This window comes from Vibrio ouci (genome assembly GCF_004551525.1).
GTDB lineage: Bacteria > Pseudomonadota > Gammaproteobacteria > Enterobacterales > Vibrionaceae > Vibrio > Vibrio ouci.
Map to the genome: position 1 here is coordinate 107,662 of NZ_SATR01000012.1, position 15,903 is coordinate 123,564.

A 15,903-nucleotide genomic window follows, 5' to 3' on the forward strand; every position below is an offset into this window, starting at 1 on the left:
TTTAGATACATTTATCCAATTATCCCTTCATACTTGAAGCCGCAGCTTTGTTAACTGCACCAATTCACCCTAATCACATAGAGCACCTATGCTCATAGGGCTGAATTGGTTTGTTTCCTCGCTGCAACTCCAATTATTTTGGGAACTATTTATTAGCGTTTGAGCACGATGCTTAAGCGCGATTTCACAACTAAAAAAGCATAGGATTAACAATGCTGGATTCTAAATTACTTCGTACAGAGCTGGATGAAACAGCTGCAAAACTAGCACGTCGTGGCTTTAAGCTAGACGTATCAAAAGTTCGCTACCTAGAGACTGAACGTAAATCTCTTCAGGTTGAAGTAGAAGAATTGCAATCCACTCGAAATAGTAAATCCAAGCTAATTGGCCAATTGATGAAAGCAGGCGATATTGAGCAAGCTGAAATTGAGAAAGCAGAAGTTACTCGTTGTAATGAGCTTTTTAATGACGCAAATGTTCAGTTGCTAGATATTCAAGCTGAACTTAATGAAATCCTAAACTCCGTTCCAAACCTGCCTGCTGATGATGTGCCAGATGGTAAAGACGAAGATGACAACGTAGAGATTTCTCGTTGGGGTGAGCCAAAAACTTACGACTTCGAACTAAAAGATCACGTTGATCTAGGTGAAATGGGTGGCGGTCTTGATTTCGCGAGCGCAACTAAGATCACTGGCGCACGTTTCATCGTTATGAAAGGTCAATTCGCGCGTCTACACCGTGCAATTGCCCAGTTTATGCTAGACCTTCACACTGAAGAGCACGGCTACTCAGAAATGTACGTACCGTACCTAGTTAACTCAGACAGCCTATTCGGTACTGGCCAGTTACCAAAGTTTGGTAAAGACCTATTCCACACTGAACCACTAGAAGAGAAAGTGAACGACGAAGAGCCGCGTAAACTGTCTCTAATCCCAACGGCAGAAGTACCGGTAACGAACATGGTTCGTGACACGATTTCTGATGAAGCGGATCTACCGCTTAAGATGACAGCGCATACGCCATGTTTCCGTTCTGAAGCGGGTTCTTACGGTCGCGATACTCGTGGTCTAATCCGTATGCACCAGTTTGACAAAGTTGAGCTAGTTCAGATCACTCGCCCAGAAGATTCAATGGATGCACTAGAAGAGCTAACTGGCCACGCTGAGAAAGTTCTTCAGCTTCTAGAGCTGCCTTACCGTAAAGTTGTTCTATGTACTGGTGACATGGGCTTCGGTGCTCGTAAGACTTACGACCTAGAAGTATGGGTTCCAGCACAAGAGACTTACCGTGAAATCTCATCTTGTTCAAACATGTGGGACTTCCAAGCACGTCGTATGCAAGCTCGTTTCCGTCGTAAAGGCGAGAAGAAGCCAGAGCTTGTACACACGCTAAACGGTTCTGGTCTAGCGGTTGGCCGCACTATGGTTGCAATCCTAGAGAATAACCAAGAAGCTGATGGTCGTATCGCAATCCCAGCTGTACTTCAGAAGTACATGGCTGGCGCAACGCACATCGGTTAATCGAAAGATTCGCTTGGTAGAAATGAATAGAGAAAAGGCGACTCACTGAGTCGCCTTTTTTTATTACTTAGCGAGTACTAAAAAGCCGACCTTACGTCGGCTTTGCTTACTTAACGATGTTGTTAAATCGAGTGTCGCTTAGATGCTCATCTCACCACGCAGAACTTGCTGCATTTTCACTTTTACTTGTTCGTAGCTTAAGCCTTGGCTTAGTAAGAAGTGAAGTTTTGCTAGTGCCGCTTCAGGTGTCATATCGTAGCCGCTAATTACGCCTGCTTCTGCAAGAGCACAACCTGTCGCGTAACCGCCCATGTTAACCTTACCTGCTAGACACTGGGTAAGGTTTACCACAAGCACGCCACGCTCTGAGGCATCTTTCAAATGGCCTAGAAGTTCAGGGTTTTGCGGTGCGTTACCTACGCCAAACGTTAGCAGAATCATCGCGTTAACCGGCTGTAGTAATGTATTGCGAATCACTTCATGCGAGATGCCTGGGTACATGGTAATAACGCCAATTGGCTGCGGCGTAATATCGTGAACCTTAAACTCACCTTCAGGCACTTTACCCACTTCAATATCACTGCTGATTTGAATGTTGATACCTGCTTCAAGCAGAGGCGGCAAGTTTGGAGATGTAAAGGCATTAAAGCCGTCAGCATGCGATTTAGTACTACGGTTACCACGCATCAACTTGTTGTTGAAAAACAGCGTCACTTCATTGATCGGGTAGTTAGCCGCAATGTGCAAGGCATTGAGTAAGTTTGCTTGGCCATCAGAACGAAGCTCGGCTAGAGGGATCTGTGAGCCGGTTACAATTACAGGTTTACCTAGGTTTTCGAACATAAATGACAACGCAGATGCCGTATATGCCATGGTGTCCGTACCATGCAGGATAACGAAACCGTCGTACTTGTCATAGTTATCGCGAATATCGTCGGCGATCTGTTGCCAATCTGCTGGCGTCATATCAGAAGAGTCGATCAGAGGATCGTATTCGTGAATGGTAAATTCTGGCATTTCTGGGCGGTGAAACTCTGGCATGCTTGCGAGTTGCTTTTCCATAAAACCAGCGACTGGAACATAACCGTGATCATGGGATTTTTGCATTCCAATGGTGCCGCCAGTGTAGGCGATATAAATATGTTTTCTAGCCATTGCTTTGAAACCAGTTAATCGTAGGGGGAACAGAGCGTGGGATTATATATTAATCTTAGCCAATAAAAAGGGGCATCCCGCACAGGAATACCCCTAAATTAGCAGTGTTTGAAACGTTGTATTGTAACTTTACGCTTTACTAGTGATTAATTGTGTAACTATTGCACTTGGCAGTTTAAACAAAATGCATATTGGCCTTTAGGATCGTTAAAGCTTTGCAGCATATTGGCATCTTGGATTACTTGAGCCGCCATAGGTTGCAGAGCTTGTGGCAATAGCGCCGTTGCATCGATGCCTAAGTTCACTTTGACTTGGTTCATAAAGTCTTGGATAAACTGCTGTGCTGGCGACAGTGGCTCTTCAACCCAGTAGACATTGTATTGCTCAACTTTGGCAAGTTCTGCGGCCAGTTTTACTGCGTCATCGAAATCGCCAATCTTATCAATCAATCCAAATTCTAATGCGTCTTGACCAGTCCAAACGCGGCCTTGTGCCACATCATCAACATTTTCTAGTGGAATGTCACGCGACTGACTGACTAGACCGATAAAGCGGTTGTAGCCGTGTTCAATACCCATTTGGAACGCTTGTGATGCGCCATCTGACAGCCCAGTCGTCACACCCACATCCGAAAATGGAGAAGTGCCGACACCATCGGTATAGATGCCTAGGTTATTTAAGCCTTTTTCAAATGTGGTAATCACACTGAAAATACCAATTGAACCAGTTAGGGTCGTTGGCTGAGCAACAATGCGATCGGCACTCATCGAAATCCAGTAACCACCAGACGCCGCTAGGCTAGACATTGAGGCCACAACTGGTTTACCCGCTTCTTTGAGCGCTTCAATCTCGTTGCGAATCACTTCTGATGCAAACGCGCTACCACCTGGGCTATCAACGCGAAGTACCACGGCTTTGACTTTATCGTCATTGCGAGCTTGGCGCAGTAGAGCAGCGGTTGTATCACCACCGACTGTGCCACGAGGTTGAGCGCCGTCCATAATTGCACCGCTAGCAACAACGATAGCAATATCGTCTTGAGCTAAGTCGAACTTAGGCGTCACGGTGGCTTGGTATTCGTAGAAACCGATATGGTTATAGCTATCTTCGCCATTGCTACCAAACACTTCGATAAGATCTTTACGAACCTGCTGGCGCGTTGCCAGTTGGTCAACAAGACCCTCATTCAATGATAGAGCGGCCAAATCACCATTATTTTTCTTTAGTAGCTCAAGAAAGGTATCCATATCAGGTGTGAGCAGCTTAGGCTCTAGCTGACGGTTTGATGCGACATCATCAATGTATGCGCCCCAAAGTTGACCTAACCAGCGAGACGCCGACTCTTTAGCCGGATCTGACATGCCATCGCGGATAAATGGTTCGATAGCGGATTTGTAAGTGCCTACACGGAAAACATGCGTATTGACATCAAGCTTCTCAAGTAGAGTTTTGTAGTAAAGCGAATAAGCACTGTAGCCCTTCAGCATTACCGCGCCGTCTGGTGCCAAGTAAATTTTATCAGCGTAGCTAGCCAGATAGTATTGGCTCTGATTGTACATGTCCCCAACAGCGTAGATAGGTTTGCCTGATGCTTTAAACTCATTAAGTGCTTTGGCAATGTATCTCAGCTTAGTTAGGTTTGTTTCTGGCAGATCACGTAGCGCCAATACTAAACCACTGACATTTTGGTCATCTTTCGCGTGGCGAATGGTGTCGACGATATCGAATAGGACATTTTCTTTCGGTAAGTCTCGGCCAAAAAATGAACCCGTTAATGAATCCATTGGATTAACGTATGTTGATTGTTCAACAATGGGTCCAGAGATATTAACGATCAATGCTGACTCTTTAGGTTCTGCAGGGGTAGGGGTATCTGCCGTTGTATAGAGAAAGTAGATAGCGCCTATACTTGCTAGAAAGATTAGGTTGACGAGAGCAAGACGAATAAAGGTGATGAGTTTCCAAATCCCCTTAAAGAACATGCCAACAAATTTAAATACTGTTTTCATTTTATCTCCGCTGCGACGTGCGCAGTTCAAGGCTTATTCGCTGTAAGACCTTATAAACTTGAATAAGTTACATCCTACTTAAACTAGTATACCCAAACAACCGCAAGATTGATCGGTGTTACAAAAATGTAAACAGTTGTTTGATTTTTGAGTTAAGAGCACTTACTCTGGTCAGACCACAATAATAAAGAGTAAAGTGATGTCTACCATGTACCCAAACCTACTTAAGCCATTGGATCTCGGGTTTACCCAGCTAAGAAACCGAGTACTCATGGGCTCAATGCATACTGGCCTTGAAGAACACAAAGAAGGTCTTGGCAAACTTGCGGCGTTCTATGAAGAGCGAGCAAAAGGCGGTGTAGGCCTGATTGTAACAGGTGGCTTCTCTCCGAATTTTCGTGGCCGACTGCATCCTTTCAGTGCTGAATTTAGTAAGACCAAACATGCCAAAGCGCATAAAGTCGTGACAGAAGCGGTTCACAGACAAGGCGGTAAGATTGCGCTGCAGCTTTTACACGCGGGTCGCTATGCGATGCACCCTTTTTCTCAGAGCGCATCATCGATCAAGGCGCCAATCGCCAAGTTTGCACCAAGTGAGATGAGCAACCGCCAAATCAATAATACCATTAGTGCCTTTGCCAATAGTGCTGCGTTAGCAAAAGAAGCGGGCTACGATGGCGTAGAGGTCATGGGCTCTGAAGGTTACCTACTTAACCAGTTTATCTGTAAGCGCACTAACATGCGTTACGATGAGTGGGGCGGTAGTTATGAAAATCGCATTCGTTTTCCACTAGAAGTGGTTAAAGCAATCCGCAAAGCAGCGGGTGAAGAGTTCATCATTATCTTCCGCTTATCTATGCTTGACCTTGTTGAAGAGGGTAGCACGTTTGACGAAGTGATTATGTTAGCTAAAGAGCTAGAAAAAGCGGGCGTGACCATTATTAATACCGGTATTGGCTGGCATGAAGCGCGCATTCCGACGATTGCCACTCAGGTACCGCGTAGCGCGTTTACATGGGTGACGGAAAAAGTACGTCCTCATGTGTCAGTGCCAATTATCACCTGTAACAGAATCAATACCCCGGAAGAAGCTGAGAAGATTCTAGCGAGCGGTCAAGCCGATATGGTTTCGATGGCGCGCCCTTTCTTAGCCGATCCGCATTTTGTGATTAAAGCTGAGCAAAACCAGTCGCAAATGATCAATACCTGTATCGGCTGTAACCAAGCATGTTTGGACAATGTGTTTAAAGGCAAGCGTGCAGGGTGTCTGGTTAACCCATTAGCATGTCGTGAAACAGAGTTAGTAATTAAACCGGCTGAGACGAAAAAGAACATTGCAGTTGTGGGGGCTGGTCCGGCTGGCCTTTCTTGTGCAACAACACTTGCTGAGCGTGGACACAATGTAGATCTGTTTGAGCGTAATGACCGCATTGGAGGCCAGTTCCGATTAGCGATGCAGATCCCAGGAAAAGAAGAGTTCCGCGAGACGATTCGTTACTTCGCTAATCGAATCGATGAAACGGGCGTTAAGCTTCACCTAGACACAGAAGCCAATTACGATCTGTTGGCAGAGTACGACGAAGTGGTGATGGCTTCCGGTGTTGAGCCTCGTAAAGTCAAAATCGAAGGTATTGATACACCAGAGAAAGTGGTTGATTATCAAACCCTGATCCGTGATAAGACCTATACAGGCAATAAGGTTGCGATTGTTGGTGCTGGTGGCATCGGTGTTGACGTGGCGACCATGCTCACTGAGCCAAGTGGCCATAACTTAGATGATTGGTTACATGAGTGGGGCATCGATAAAGAGATTGCCCATCCTGGCGGTCTATTTCCTTATCCAGACTCAATGAGTGAAAAAACCGTTTGGGTGCTACAGCGCCGCAAGGGACGAGTCGGTAAAGGTCCGGGTAAGACAACCGGCTGGATTCATAAACGCACATTAGAAAAGCGCGGTGTGAACCTTTTAGGCGGCGTTAGCTACGATAAGATTGATGAGCAAGGGCTTCACATCAGTGTCGATGAAAAAGCGCAGCTACTGGATGCAGATACGGTCGTGATCTGTGCGGGTCAAGAGTCTGTGCGTCCATTTGAAAACCAATGGCATCTGCTTGGAGACAAACTCCATATTATTGGTGGTGCTGATTACGCTGGTGAACTGGACGCAGTGAGGGCAATCAAACAGGGCGTAGAACTCGCAGCGAAACTGTAAAACAAAAAAGGCTTCCAAATCGGAAGCCTTTTTTCTTGCAGAATAGATTAAAGAATCACGGTCTTATTACCGTACACAAATACGTGGTCATTTAGCACTTTGTTTAGCGCTTTACTTAACACATTCTTCTCTACATCACGGCCTGCTTGCGCCATATCTTGCGCATTGAAGTTATGATCCACTGGAATGACGTCTTGCTTGATGATTGGGCCTTCATCAAGGTCGTTGGTGACAAAGTGAGCGGTTGCACCGATGATCTTCACGCCACGCTCATACGCTTGTTGGTAAGGTTTCGCGCCAATAAATGCTGGTAAGAAACTGTGGTGAATGTTGATGATCTTGTGGTTGTACTTCTCGACGAACGATGGCGTTAGTACGCGCATGTATTTAGCCAGTACCAAGTAATCCGCTTGATATTGGTCGATCACTTTGAGCATCTCTTTCTCATGCTCTTCGCGATTCAACCCTTCATGAGAGACATGGTGATAAGGAATATCGAATCTCTCTGTTAGGCTTTGCAGCGTATCGTAGTTACCGACAACCGCAGCAATTTCCACATCTAGGCTACCGTCATAATTCTTCATCAGAATGTCACCTAGACAGTGTGCTTCTTTGGTGACTAATACCACAATACGCTTACGGTTAGAGCCGATCAGTTTGCGTTTAGCCCCTTGAGGCAGTGCTTGATCGAGGTCAGCAAGCAAGGTTTCATCGTTAAAGTAGCCTTCAAGCTCGGTACGCATGAAAAAATGGCCGCTAGTATTATCGACGAACTCGTTATTGTGGATGATATTCAGTTGGTGCTTGTAACAGATATTCGTGATCTTTGAAATGAGACCAGGGGCGTCAGTACAATGTGTTAGCAGTGTTTTCTTTTCCATTAGGTTCAAACTTCCGTGCTTTATTTTTTTTGTTTTGTGAAATTTTTACGGGCGTTCGAACGGTGAACTAACCCGCAATAATAAAGCTACAATTAAACTAATATCGAATTGGTTTCAACAATTAATCTGAGTTAACCGTTTGGCTCGAATTATTTGTTCGATATTTCTTTTCTTTCGCGTGTCTTTAGGTGGTATTTATGGATAAAGAACTCTTAGCTCGTAAATTGTACTCTGAACGTGTGAGTGCATTGTCTGGTGGTAAAGAGCTAGATGAAGAAATGTTAGATACAATGTGGGAAAACCGTGCGTCTCCTAGCGAAGCAGCGAAGGCCCTAAATTCTGATGATTCAGAGGGCTTCAATGGGCCTGCTTGGTTGAACCGCTACCTCACCAAACGCTAATTAAATTTCTATTCGGCGCGAAATCTCATTCGCGCCTTTTTATGAAAACTGCCATAATCACTCTTCTTTTCGTCAACCCTTTTGCTAGTTAATGATTTCAAAAACCTTCTCTTCTGAAGGAGCCTTAGGTAAAGCTATCCCAGGGTTCCAACCTCGTCAGGCGCAGCTCGATATGGCAGAAGCCGTCAGCCAAGCCATTACAGCGCAAAGTCAGGTCGTGGTAGAAGCGGGGACGGGGACAGGCAAAACCTTCGCTTATCTTGTACCTGCGTTACTCTGTGGGAAGAAAACCATTATTAGCACCGGGTCGAAAAACCTCCAAGAGCAGCTATTCCACCGTGATTTACCATTAATGACGGGTGCACTCGGCTTTTATGGACAAGTGGCGCTGTTGAAAGGGCGAGCGAACTATTTATGTCTTGATCGACTCAGTCGCCAAATGGTTGAAAGTCACAGCCAAACGGCTGATCCAACGTTACTTACTCAACTGGTCAAAGTAAGAAGCTGGGCATCTGAAACCAAAAGTGGCGATTTGGGTGATTGTGATGCGATTGCTGAAGATAGTCCGGTTATCCCAACCATCACTTCGACCAACGATAACTGCTTAGGCAAAGAGTGCCCAAGTTATCAAGATTGCTTTGTATTGAAAGCGCGTAAGAAGGCGTTAGATGCCGATGTGGTGGTGGTCAATCATCACCTGTTTTTAGCCGATTTAGCGATTAAAGAAACAGGATTTGGTGAGCTGATTCCTGAAGCAGAAGTGTTTATTTTTGATGAAGCCCATCAGCTACCTGATATCGCTAGCCATTATTTTGGCCAGTCGCTCTCTAGTCGACAAATTCAAGAGCTGAGCAAGGATATTGAAATCGCCTATCGCACCGAAGCGAAAGATATGCGCCAGCTACAAAAAGCAGGTGAAAAGCTCTATCAGACAGCGATGGATTTACGCATCGTGCTTGGTGAGCCGGGGTTTCGCGGCAACTGGCGTGAAGCGATTACCTCTCCTTCAATTGGTCGTGAGCTCCGTCGACTAGAAGATACCTTGGACTTTGTGATTGAGGTTTTAAAGCTCGCGCTCGGGCGTAGCCAACTGCTAGACAGTGCGTTTGAAAGAGCCAACACCATTAAGGCGCGCTTAGATCGAGTGTGTGACGTTTCTATCACAGGCTACTCCTATTGGTACGACACCACGCCTCGTCACTTTAGTCTGCATATTACCCCACTATCGGTTGCTGATAAGTTTCATGAGCAGATCGAGCTTAAGCAGGGGGCTTGGATTTTTACCTCAGCAACTCTCGCGGTAAATGATGACTTTGGTCATTTTACTTCGCGCTTAGGCTTGAAGCCGCAAGCACAAATGTCCTTGCCTAGCCCGTTTGACTATCAGACTCAGGCAAGACTCTGTGTACCACGATACTTACCAGAGCCGAATAGCCCCGGGATGGCAGACAAGCTGGTTAACATGCTGACTCCGGTAATTGAACTAAACCAAGGGCGATGTTTCTTTTTATGTACTTCGCATAGCATGATGAAAGAGCTCGGCGAGCGATTTCGTGAAAGGCTATCGGTGCCGGTTTTACTTCAAGGGGAAACCAGTAAACAGAAAACCCTTGCTGAGTTTATGGAGCTGGGTAACGCCTTATTAGTTGCGACAGGCGCGTTCTGGGAAGGGATTGACGTTAGAGGTGATGCGCTGAGCTGTGTTATCATCGACAAATTGCCTTTTACTGCACCAGACGACCCGTTGCTTAAGGCCCGCATCGAAGATTGCCAACTAAAAGGTGGCGATCCTTTTGCTCAGGTACAAATTCCTGATGCGGTGATTACCTTAAAGCAGGGCGTAGGGCGATTGATTCGAGATAAGAACGATAAGGGCGCTTTGATTATCTGTGATAATCGATTAGTGACCCGCGAGTATGGCGGCGTCTTTTTATCGAGCTTACCGCCAATACCACGTACCCGAGATCTCGGGGTGGTACGAGACTTTCTTGAACAAGTAAATATTTAAACAAAACGATAATTTGAGATATCAATGAGTACTAAGATTCTTGCTCTCGATACAGCAACAGAAAACTGTTCTGTTGCTCTATTAGTGGATGAAAAAGTTTATGTTCGCAGTGAAGTAGCACCGCGCGACCACACGAAGAAAGTACTGCCAATGGTGGATGAAGTACTAAAAGAAGCGGGTTTAACGCTGACTGATCTGGATGCTTTGGCTTTTGGCCGAGGACCGGGTAGCTTTACTGGTGTTCGCATTGGCATTGGTATTGCACAAGGTTTAGCATTTGGTGCAGATCTGCCTATGATTGGTATTTCTACACTGGAAGCGATGGCGCAAGGTGTTTACCGCCAGCATGGTGAAAGCCAAGTCGCGTGTGCGATTGATGCGCGAATGAGCGAAGTTTACTGGGGACGTTTTAGCCGTCAAGAAGATGGCACTTGGGCACAAACCGATGCAGAGTGTGTGACACCACCACAAACGGCAGCAGATAACAGCCAAGCTGACGAGTCGACATGGTTTACTGCTGGTACTGGCTGGGATGCGTACAGCGAGCAGCTTGAAGGTATTAAGTTTGCGACTGAAAAGAGCAAGGTCTTGTTCCCAGATGCGGAAGATATTGTCCAATTGGCAAAGTTTGAGCTAGCGAAAGGCAACACAGTTGATGCTGAAGACGCGAGCCCGGTTTATCTCCGTGATACGGTTGCTTGGAAAAAGCTCCCGGGTAGAGAATAACTCAGATCATTAGATCGCAATATGAACGGATAGTATGGTTTCAATTAATGGATTACCTCCTTCGTTACCCGGCCCTAATCGAACCAATAAGGCTGGTAAGAAGAATGAGGTTAAAAAATCTGAAGCTAAAACCTCGGTTGGGCAACCAACCAAGGTGGCCAATGCTGTTGCCCATTCTATCCGTCATGTTAACGAATCAGATATTCATAAAGCGCAAGTTCAGTACGACTTACCTGAAGGGCGTGGGCGCCAAGCAATGCAAGAGTATATGAAGGTGATGACTCAAGCGAAGCGAGATGAACTATCACAAATGATCGGTGTCGATATCTATATCTAGCCCTAAGGTATTCAAAGTCTTATGATCCCACGTATCTCTCGATGGTTACTTGTTATCATCAGCGCTGTTTTGCTTTCAGCGTGTAGCTCTCTCCCTGACAATCTTCAATCTGACAATCCCAATATCATTACTGATTATCAAGTTTGGCAATCTAATAGTGATGGACAAAATGAGTTGAGACTCGGTGGCTTAATTGCCGATGTTCAGAATCTTAAAGATAAAACCCGCATTGAAGTGGTGAATCTACCGATTAGTGCTTCGGGTAAACCTGATATCAGTCAGGAACCTCAAGGCAGGTTCGTTGCTTATATCGATGGTTTTGCTGACCCAGTGACTTTATCGCAAGGTCGACTTATCTCATTAATCGGTGATAGTAGTGGCCGCGAACAGGGCAAAGTCGGTGAGTTCCAATATGACTTTCCAGTGATGAATGCTAGAGCCTACCACCTTTGGCGAGTCGAAGAGCGAGTGATTATTCATGACTTCGATAGCTATTTATACCCTTGTCGTGGGCTCTATTGCCGTGACGCACGCTATGGCACTCGCCAAGGAAAAGTAATCCAAGAAGTGAAGTGATGCGAAATGAAACTCGCCGTGATATTGCTAACGGGCATATAGCGGCCATCGAATATGGACAGGCTGAAACGGCCGAACTCACGGTCGTTTTTATACATGGTTGGTTAGATAACGCAGCCAGTTTCGAAACGGTAATGGACGCACTACATAGCCAAAATAAACACTTCCACCTTTGCGCAATCGATTTACCAGGTCACGGCCTTTCTAGTGCCAAAAATGGCAACAATTTTTACCCTTTTCACGACTATATAGACGATCTTTATCAGTTTTTGGCTAACTTATCACCAAACAGACTGGTGTTAGTGGGTCATTCTCTTGGTGCTTTGATTGCAAGTTGCTATAGTGCCGCCTTTCCTGAACAAGTCAGTGGATTGGTTCAGATAGAAGGGTATGGTCCTTTGGCGGAAGAGCCTCAAAATACTGTCTCGCGTCTAAGAGAGGGAGTGATGAGCCGCCAGAGAATTCGAAGAAAGCCGACTCGTGCAATGCAATCTGTGCAAGAAGCAATAGATAGGCGTGCAAAAGTGAATCAGATAGAAGCTTCACTGATTGCACCTATCGTTGAGCGTGGTCTCGTTCAGACTGATTCCGGTTGTGAATGGAGACACGATGTTAACTTGCAAAGCCAGTCGCTCTACCGCATGTCGCTACAGCATGCTGATGTGTTTCGACAACATATTCATTGTCCGCAACTCATCATCTTAGGAGAGCAAGGCTTTTCTTATTTGCAGTCTTTTCAACATGATGCTTCAGACTCCACTCACATTGAGATGATCGAAGGCGGTCATCATTGTCATCTGCAAGTCCCTTCTAGAGTCGTTAATCTAATTTTTGGCTTAGTTAACAAAATTTAAACAAGTGTTTGAGTGTTTCGTGCTCAAGCGCTGCGCCTGTGCTGTAATAGTCGACATTGAAAATAAGCGTCTTTCCGATGACAGCCAGTTAATTTCGAGGAGTTTTACCGTGGATAAACCTTGGTTATCACGTTATCCAACTGATGTGCCTGAGCATATCAACCCAGACCAATACCCATCTTTGGTGGAAATGTTTGAACAGTCCGTGCAAAAGTTCGCTGACCAGCCTGCATTTATGAACATGGGCTCGGTAATGACTTTCCGTAAACTGGAAGAGCGTAGCCGTGCTTTTGCCGCTTATCTGCAAAATGACCTTAAGCTACAAAAAGGCGACCGCGTTGCTTTGATGATGCCAAACTTGCTGCAATATCCAGTAGCTTTGTTTGGTGTGCTGCGTGCAGGTCTTATTGCGGTAAACGTAAACCCGCTGTATAGGCCGCGTGAACTAGAGCACCAGCTAAAAGACTCAGGCGCAAAAGCGATTGTGATTGTCTCAAACTTTGCTAATACACTAGAGCAAGTCGTAGAGAATACGCCAGTTAAACATGTAATCCTGACGAGTCTAGGTCAAATGCTACCGCGCGCGAAAGGCACTATCGTTGACTTCGTGGTGAAATACGTAAAAGGCATGGTACCTAAATACGATCTGCCGGGTGCGATCTCTATGCGTAAAGCGCTGCACAAAGGTCGTCGTCTGCAGTACGTCAAGCCATTTATGTCTGGTGATGATATTGCGTTCTTACAATACACTGGTGGCACTACAGGTGTGGCGAAAGGGGCGATCCTAACGCACCGCAATATGATTGCTAACGTGATGCAGGCGAAAGGGGCTTACGGTCCAGTTCTGTCTGAAGGTCGTGAGTTAGTGGTTACCGCATTGCCGCTGTATCACGTGTTCGCACTGACAGTGAACTGTTTACTGTTTGTCGAAATGGGTGGTCAGAACCTACTGATTACTAACCCGCGCGATATTCCTGGCTTTATCAAAGAGCTACAGAAATACCCATTCACAGCGATTACTGGTGTGAACACACTCTTTAATGCGCTTGTGAATAATGAAGATTTCCATGAGCTTAACTTTAAGAATCTTAAGCTTGCTGTGGGCGGCGGTATGGCGGTTCAACGCGCTGTCGCTGACCAGTGGAAGAAAACTACTGGAATCCACCTGTTAGAAGGCTATGGTCTAACTGAGTGTTCACCACTGGTAACGGGTAACCCATACGATCTAACTGACTATACAGGCGCGATTGGGCTACCTGTACCATCAACAGAAGTTCGCATTGTTGATGATGAAGGTAACCCTGTACCAAATACAGAAGTGGGTGAGCTACAAGTGCGTGGCCCTCAGGTGATGCAAGGTTACTGGCAACGCCCTGAAGCGACTAAAGAAGTGATTAACGCGGAAGGTTGGTTATCTACGGGTGATATCGTTAAGTTTGATGATGAAGGCTTGATTCACATTGTCGATCGTAAGAAAGACATGATTCTTGTGTCTGGCTTTAACGTGTACCCGAATGAAATCGAAGATGTGGTTGCACTGCACGGTAAAGTGCTAGAAGTGGCAGCCATTGGTCAGCCACATGAAGTGTCTGGTGAGCTTGTGAAGATTTACGTTGTTAAGCGCGACCCAAGCGTAACCAAAGAAGATATCATCGCTCACTGTCGTCAGCACCTAACAGGTTATAAGGTGCCAAAATTGGTTGAGTTCAAAGATGAACTGCCGAAGACCAACGTAGGTAAGATCCTTCGCCGTGTTCTTCGTGAAGAAAATGACGCTAACCTCGCGAAATCTAAGCCGGAACAATAGAGTTACCTAAGCAACGATAAGTGAATAATGATAGAATGCCGACAATGACTTGTCGGCATTTTTTATGGCCGCCTACAACCGCTCATAGTGAGAAGTTAGTGAACTATCAAATTATTACCCAATCATCGCAATTGGAAGAGGTGTGTCAAAGCGCACGCAATGTGGATGTCGTAATGCTCGATACGGAGTTTGTCCGTACGCGAACATATTATCCGCAACTTGGCTTAATTCAGCTTTTCGATGGTGACAAATTATCACTGATTGACCCGACTGTTATTGACGATATGACGGCGTTCGTTGAGCTGCTAAAAGACACCTCAGTTCTTAAAGTGCTGCATGCTTGTGGTGAAGATTTAGAAGTGTTCCACAATAGCTTTGGCTGTCTACCGTATCCAATGGTAGATACCCAACTGATGGCGGCATTCCTTGGTCATGGCTTGTCGACAGGATTCGCTGCTCTGGTGGAAAATTACCTAGGTGTCGAACTGGATAAAAGTGAATCACGTACCGATTGGCTGGCAAGACCGCTTTCAGACAAGCAGCTAGAATACGCTGCAGCTGATGTTTTCTACTTGCAGCCTCTATACGAGCAGCTATTTGAAAAAATCACTCAAGCGGGCTGGTGGGAAGCTGCGCAACAAGAGAGTGACCTCGCGGCATCAAAACGCATCAAAACCGTCAATCAAGAGATGGCCTATCTTGACGTCAAAGGCGCATGGCAGCTTAAACCAAGTGAGCTTGCTATCCTTAAACCGTTAGCCACTTGGCGACTCAAAGAAGCATTGCGTAGAGACTTAGCGCTGAACTTCGTGTTTAAAGAGAATGACCTTCTCACCATCGCTAAGCTAGGTATTCAAAATCGTAACCGTATGGAACAAGAGGGCATGGATCCTCGCTCTGTACAGCGCCACAGCGCACGTATTATCTCCATGGTGAAGCAAGCGAGGATGACGCCTGTAGAAGAATACCCAGAGAAGATAGAACGTCTTATGGATATGCCAGGTTATAAGCAGAAGTTCAAAGTGCTTAAAGATGAAGTGAAACGCGCTTCAGTAGCAAGTGGCTTAGCTACTGAGTTTTTGGCCTCTAAGAAGCAACTGAACCAGCTAATGAGTTGGGTGTGGAAGAAAGACCGCGACCCTGCGAAGTTGCCTGACGTGATGCAAAGCTGGCGACTAGAGTTGTTTGGTGAAAAGCTCAATAAACTGCTTTAACTCCCCCAACAATTCATTAGTCAAGATAGACCAACAAAAAGGGCTTCCAATTGGACTGTCTCTTATACACAATTCCCCAAGCCACAGCTTGGGGATTTTTTTGAACTAATTGCATGTTCCATGATCTGATCATCTAAGCAATGACAAGGATGATTACCATGACTTATATAGAGCCAACTCTTTGGGCGCAAAAGCAATTCGGT

General features: G+C 45.7%; 13 protein-coding genes. 10 read left to right on the plus strand and 3 right to left on the minus strand.

What is annotated here, in order from left to right:
* The first annotated feature begins 212 nt into the window (after positions 1–212).
* The gene (gene serS / locus ELS82_RS10035; protein WP_134835360.1) at positions 213–1,520 is read left to right on the plus strand and encodes a serine--tRNA ligase; all 1,308 of its coding nucleotides are present in this window, start codon (positions 213–215) and stop codon (positions 1,518–1,520) included.
* 138 nt (positions 1,521–1,658) lie between these two features.
* Here serS and ansA read toward each other — a convergent pair whose 3' ends face one another.
* Together ansA and sppA are read right to left on the minus strand one after the other, a co-directional pair.
* Positions 1,659–2,675, minus strand: coding sequence for an asparaginase (gene ansA, locus ELS82_RS10040; RefSeq protein WP_134835361.1), 1,017 nt, complete (start codon positions 2,673–2,675; stop codon positions 1,659–1,661).
* Between the two features lie 158 nt (positions 2,676–2,833).
* Complete coding sequence (gene sppA / locus ELS82_RS10045) at positions 2,834–4,684, minus strand: signal peptide peptidase SppA (RefSeq protein ID WP_134835362.1); 1,851 nt, start codon at positions 4,682–4,684, stop codon at positions 2,834–2,836.
* 208 nt (positions 4,685–4,892) lie between these two features.
* Here sppA and ELS82_RS10050 point away from each other — a divergent pair, with 208 nt between their 5' ends.
* The gene (locus ELS82_RS10050) at positions 4,893–6,896 is read left to right on the plus strand and encodes an NADPH-dependent 2,4-dienoyl-CoA reductase (protein ID WP_134835372.1); all 2,004 of its coding nucleotides are present in this window, start codon (positions 4,893–4,895) and stop codon (positions 6,894–6,896) included.
* A 47-nt stretch (positions 6,897–6,943) separates the two neighbouring features.
* Here ELS82_RS10050 and purU read toward each other — a convergent pair whose 3' ends face one another.
* On the minus strand, positions 6,944–7,777 hold the full coding sequence (gene purU, locus ELS82_RS10055) for a formyltetrahydrofolate deformylase (protein WP_004414684.1): 834 nt from the start codon (positions 7,775–7,777) through the stop codon (positions 6,944–6,946).
* A 197-nt stretch (positions 7,778–7,974) separates the two neighbouring features.
* On the opposite strand from purU, the gene ELS82_RS10060 reads away from it, so the two are divergent.
* The 8 genes from ELS82_RS10060 (at position 7,975) to rnd (ending at position 15,700) form a co-directional block, all read left to right on the plus strand.
* Entirely contained in the window at positions 7,975–8,178 is a 204-nt protein-coding gene (locus tag ELS82_RS10060) for a hypothetical protein (protein ID WP_134835363.1), read from the plus strand.
* Positions 8,179–8,269: 91 nt separating this feature from the next.
* On the plus strand, positions 8,270–10,186 hold the full coding sequence (gene yoaA, locus ELS82_RS10065; RefSeq protein WP_134835364.1) for a DNA repair helicase YoaA: 1,917 nt from the start codon (positions 8,270–8,272) through the stop codon (positions 10,184–10,186).
* A gap of 24 nt (positions 10,187–10,210) precedes the next feature.
* Positions 10,211–10,912 (plus strand): tRNA (adenosine(37)-N6)-threonylcarbamoyltransferase complex dimerization subunit type 1 TsaB, encoded by a 702-nt coding sequence (tsaB, locus tag ELS82_RS10070; protein WP_134835365.1) that lies wholly within the window; start codon positions 10,211–10,213, stop codon positions 10,910–10,912.
* Positions 10,913–10,946: 34 nt separating this feature from the next.
* On the plus strand, positions 10,947–11,249 hold the full coding sequence (locus ELS82_RS10075) for a hypothetical protein (protein WP_053438286.1): 303 nt from the start codon (positions 10,947–10,949) through the stop codon (positions 11,247–11,249).
* Between the two features lie 21 nt (positions 11,250–11,270).
* Positions 11,271–11,825 (plus strand): Slp family lipoprotein, encoded by a 555-nt coding sequence (locus ELS82_RS10080; protein WP_134835366.1) that lies wholly within the window; start codon positions 11,271–11,273, stop codon positions 11,823–11,825.
* Complete coding sequence (locus ELS82_RS10085; protein ID WP_134835367.1) at positions 11,825–12,679, plus strand: alpha/beta fold hydrolase; 855 nt, start codon at positions 11,825–11,827, stop codon at positions 12,677–12,679. Before ELS82_RS10080 ends, ELS82_RS10085 begins: the two co-directional genes overlap by 1 nt.
* A gap of 109 nt (positions 12,680–12,788) precedes the next feature.
* Positions 12,789–14,486, plus strand: coding sequence for a long-chain-fatty-acid--CoA ligase FadD (gene fadD, locus ELS82_RS10090; RefSeq protein WP_134835368.1), 1,698 nt, complete (start codon positions 12,789–12,791; stop codon positions 14,484–14,486).
* A gap of 98 nt (positions 14,487–14,584) precedes the next feature.
* Entirely contained in the window at positions 14,585–15,700 is a 1,116-nt protein-coding gene (gene rnd, locus ELS82_RS10095; RefSeq protein WP_134835369.1) for a ribonuclease D, read from the plus strand.
* The last annotated feature ends 203 nt before the right edge of the window (positions 15,701–15,903 follow it).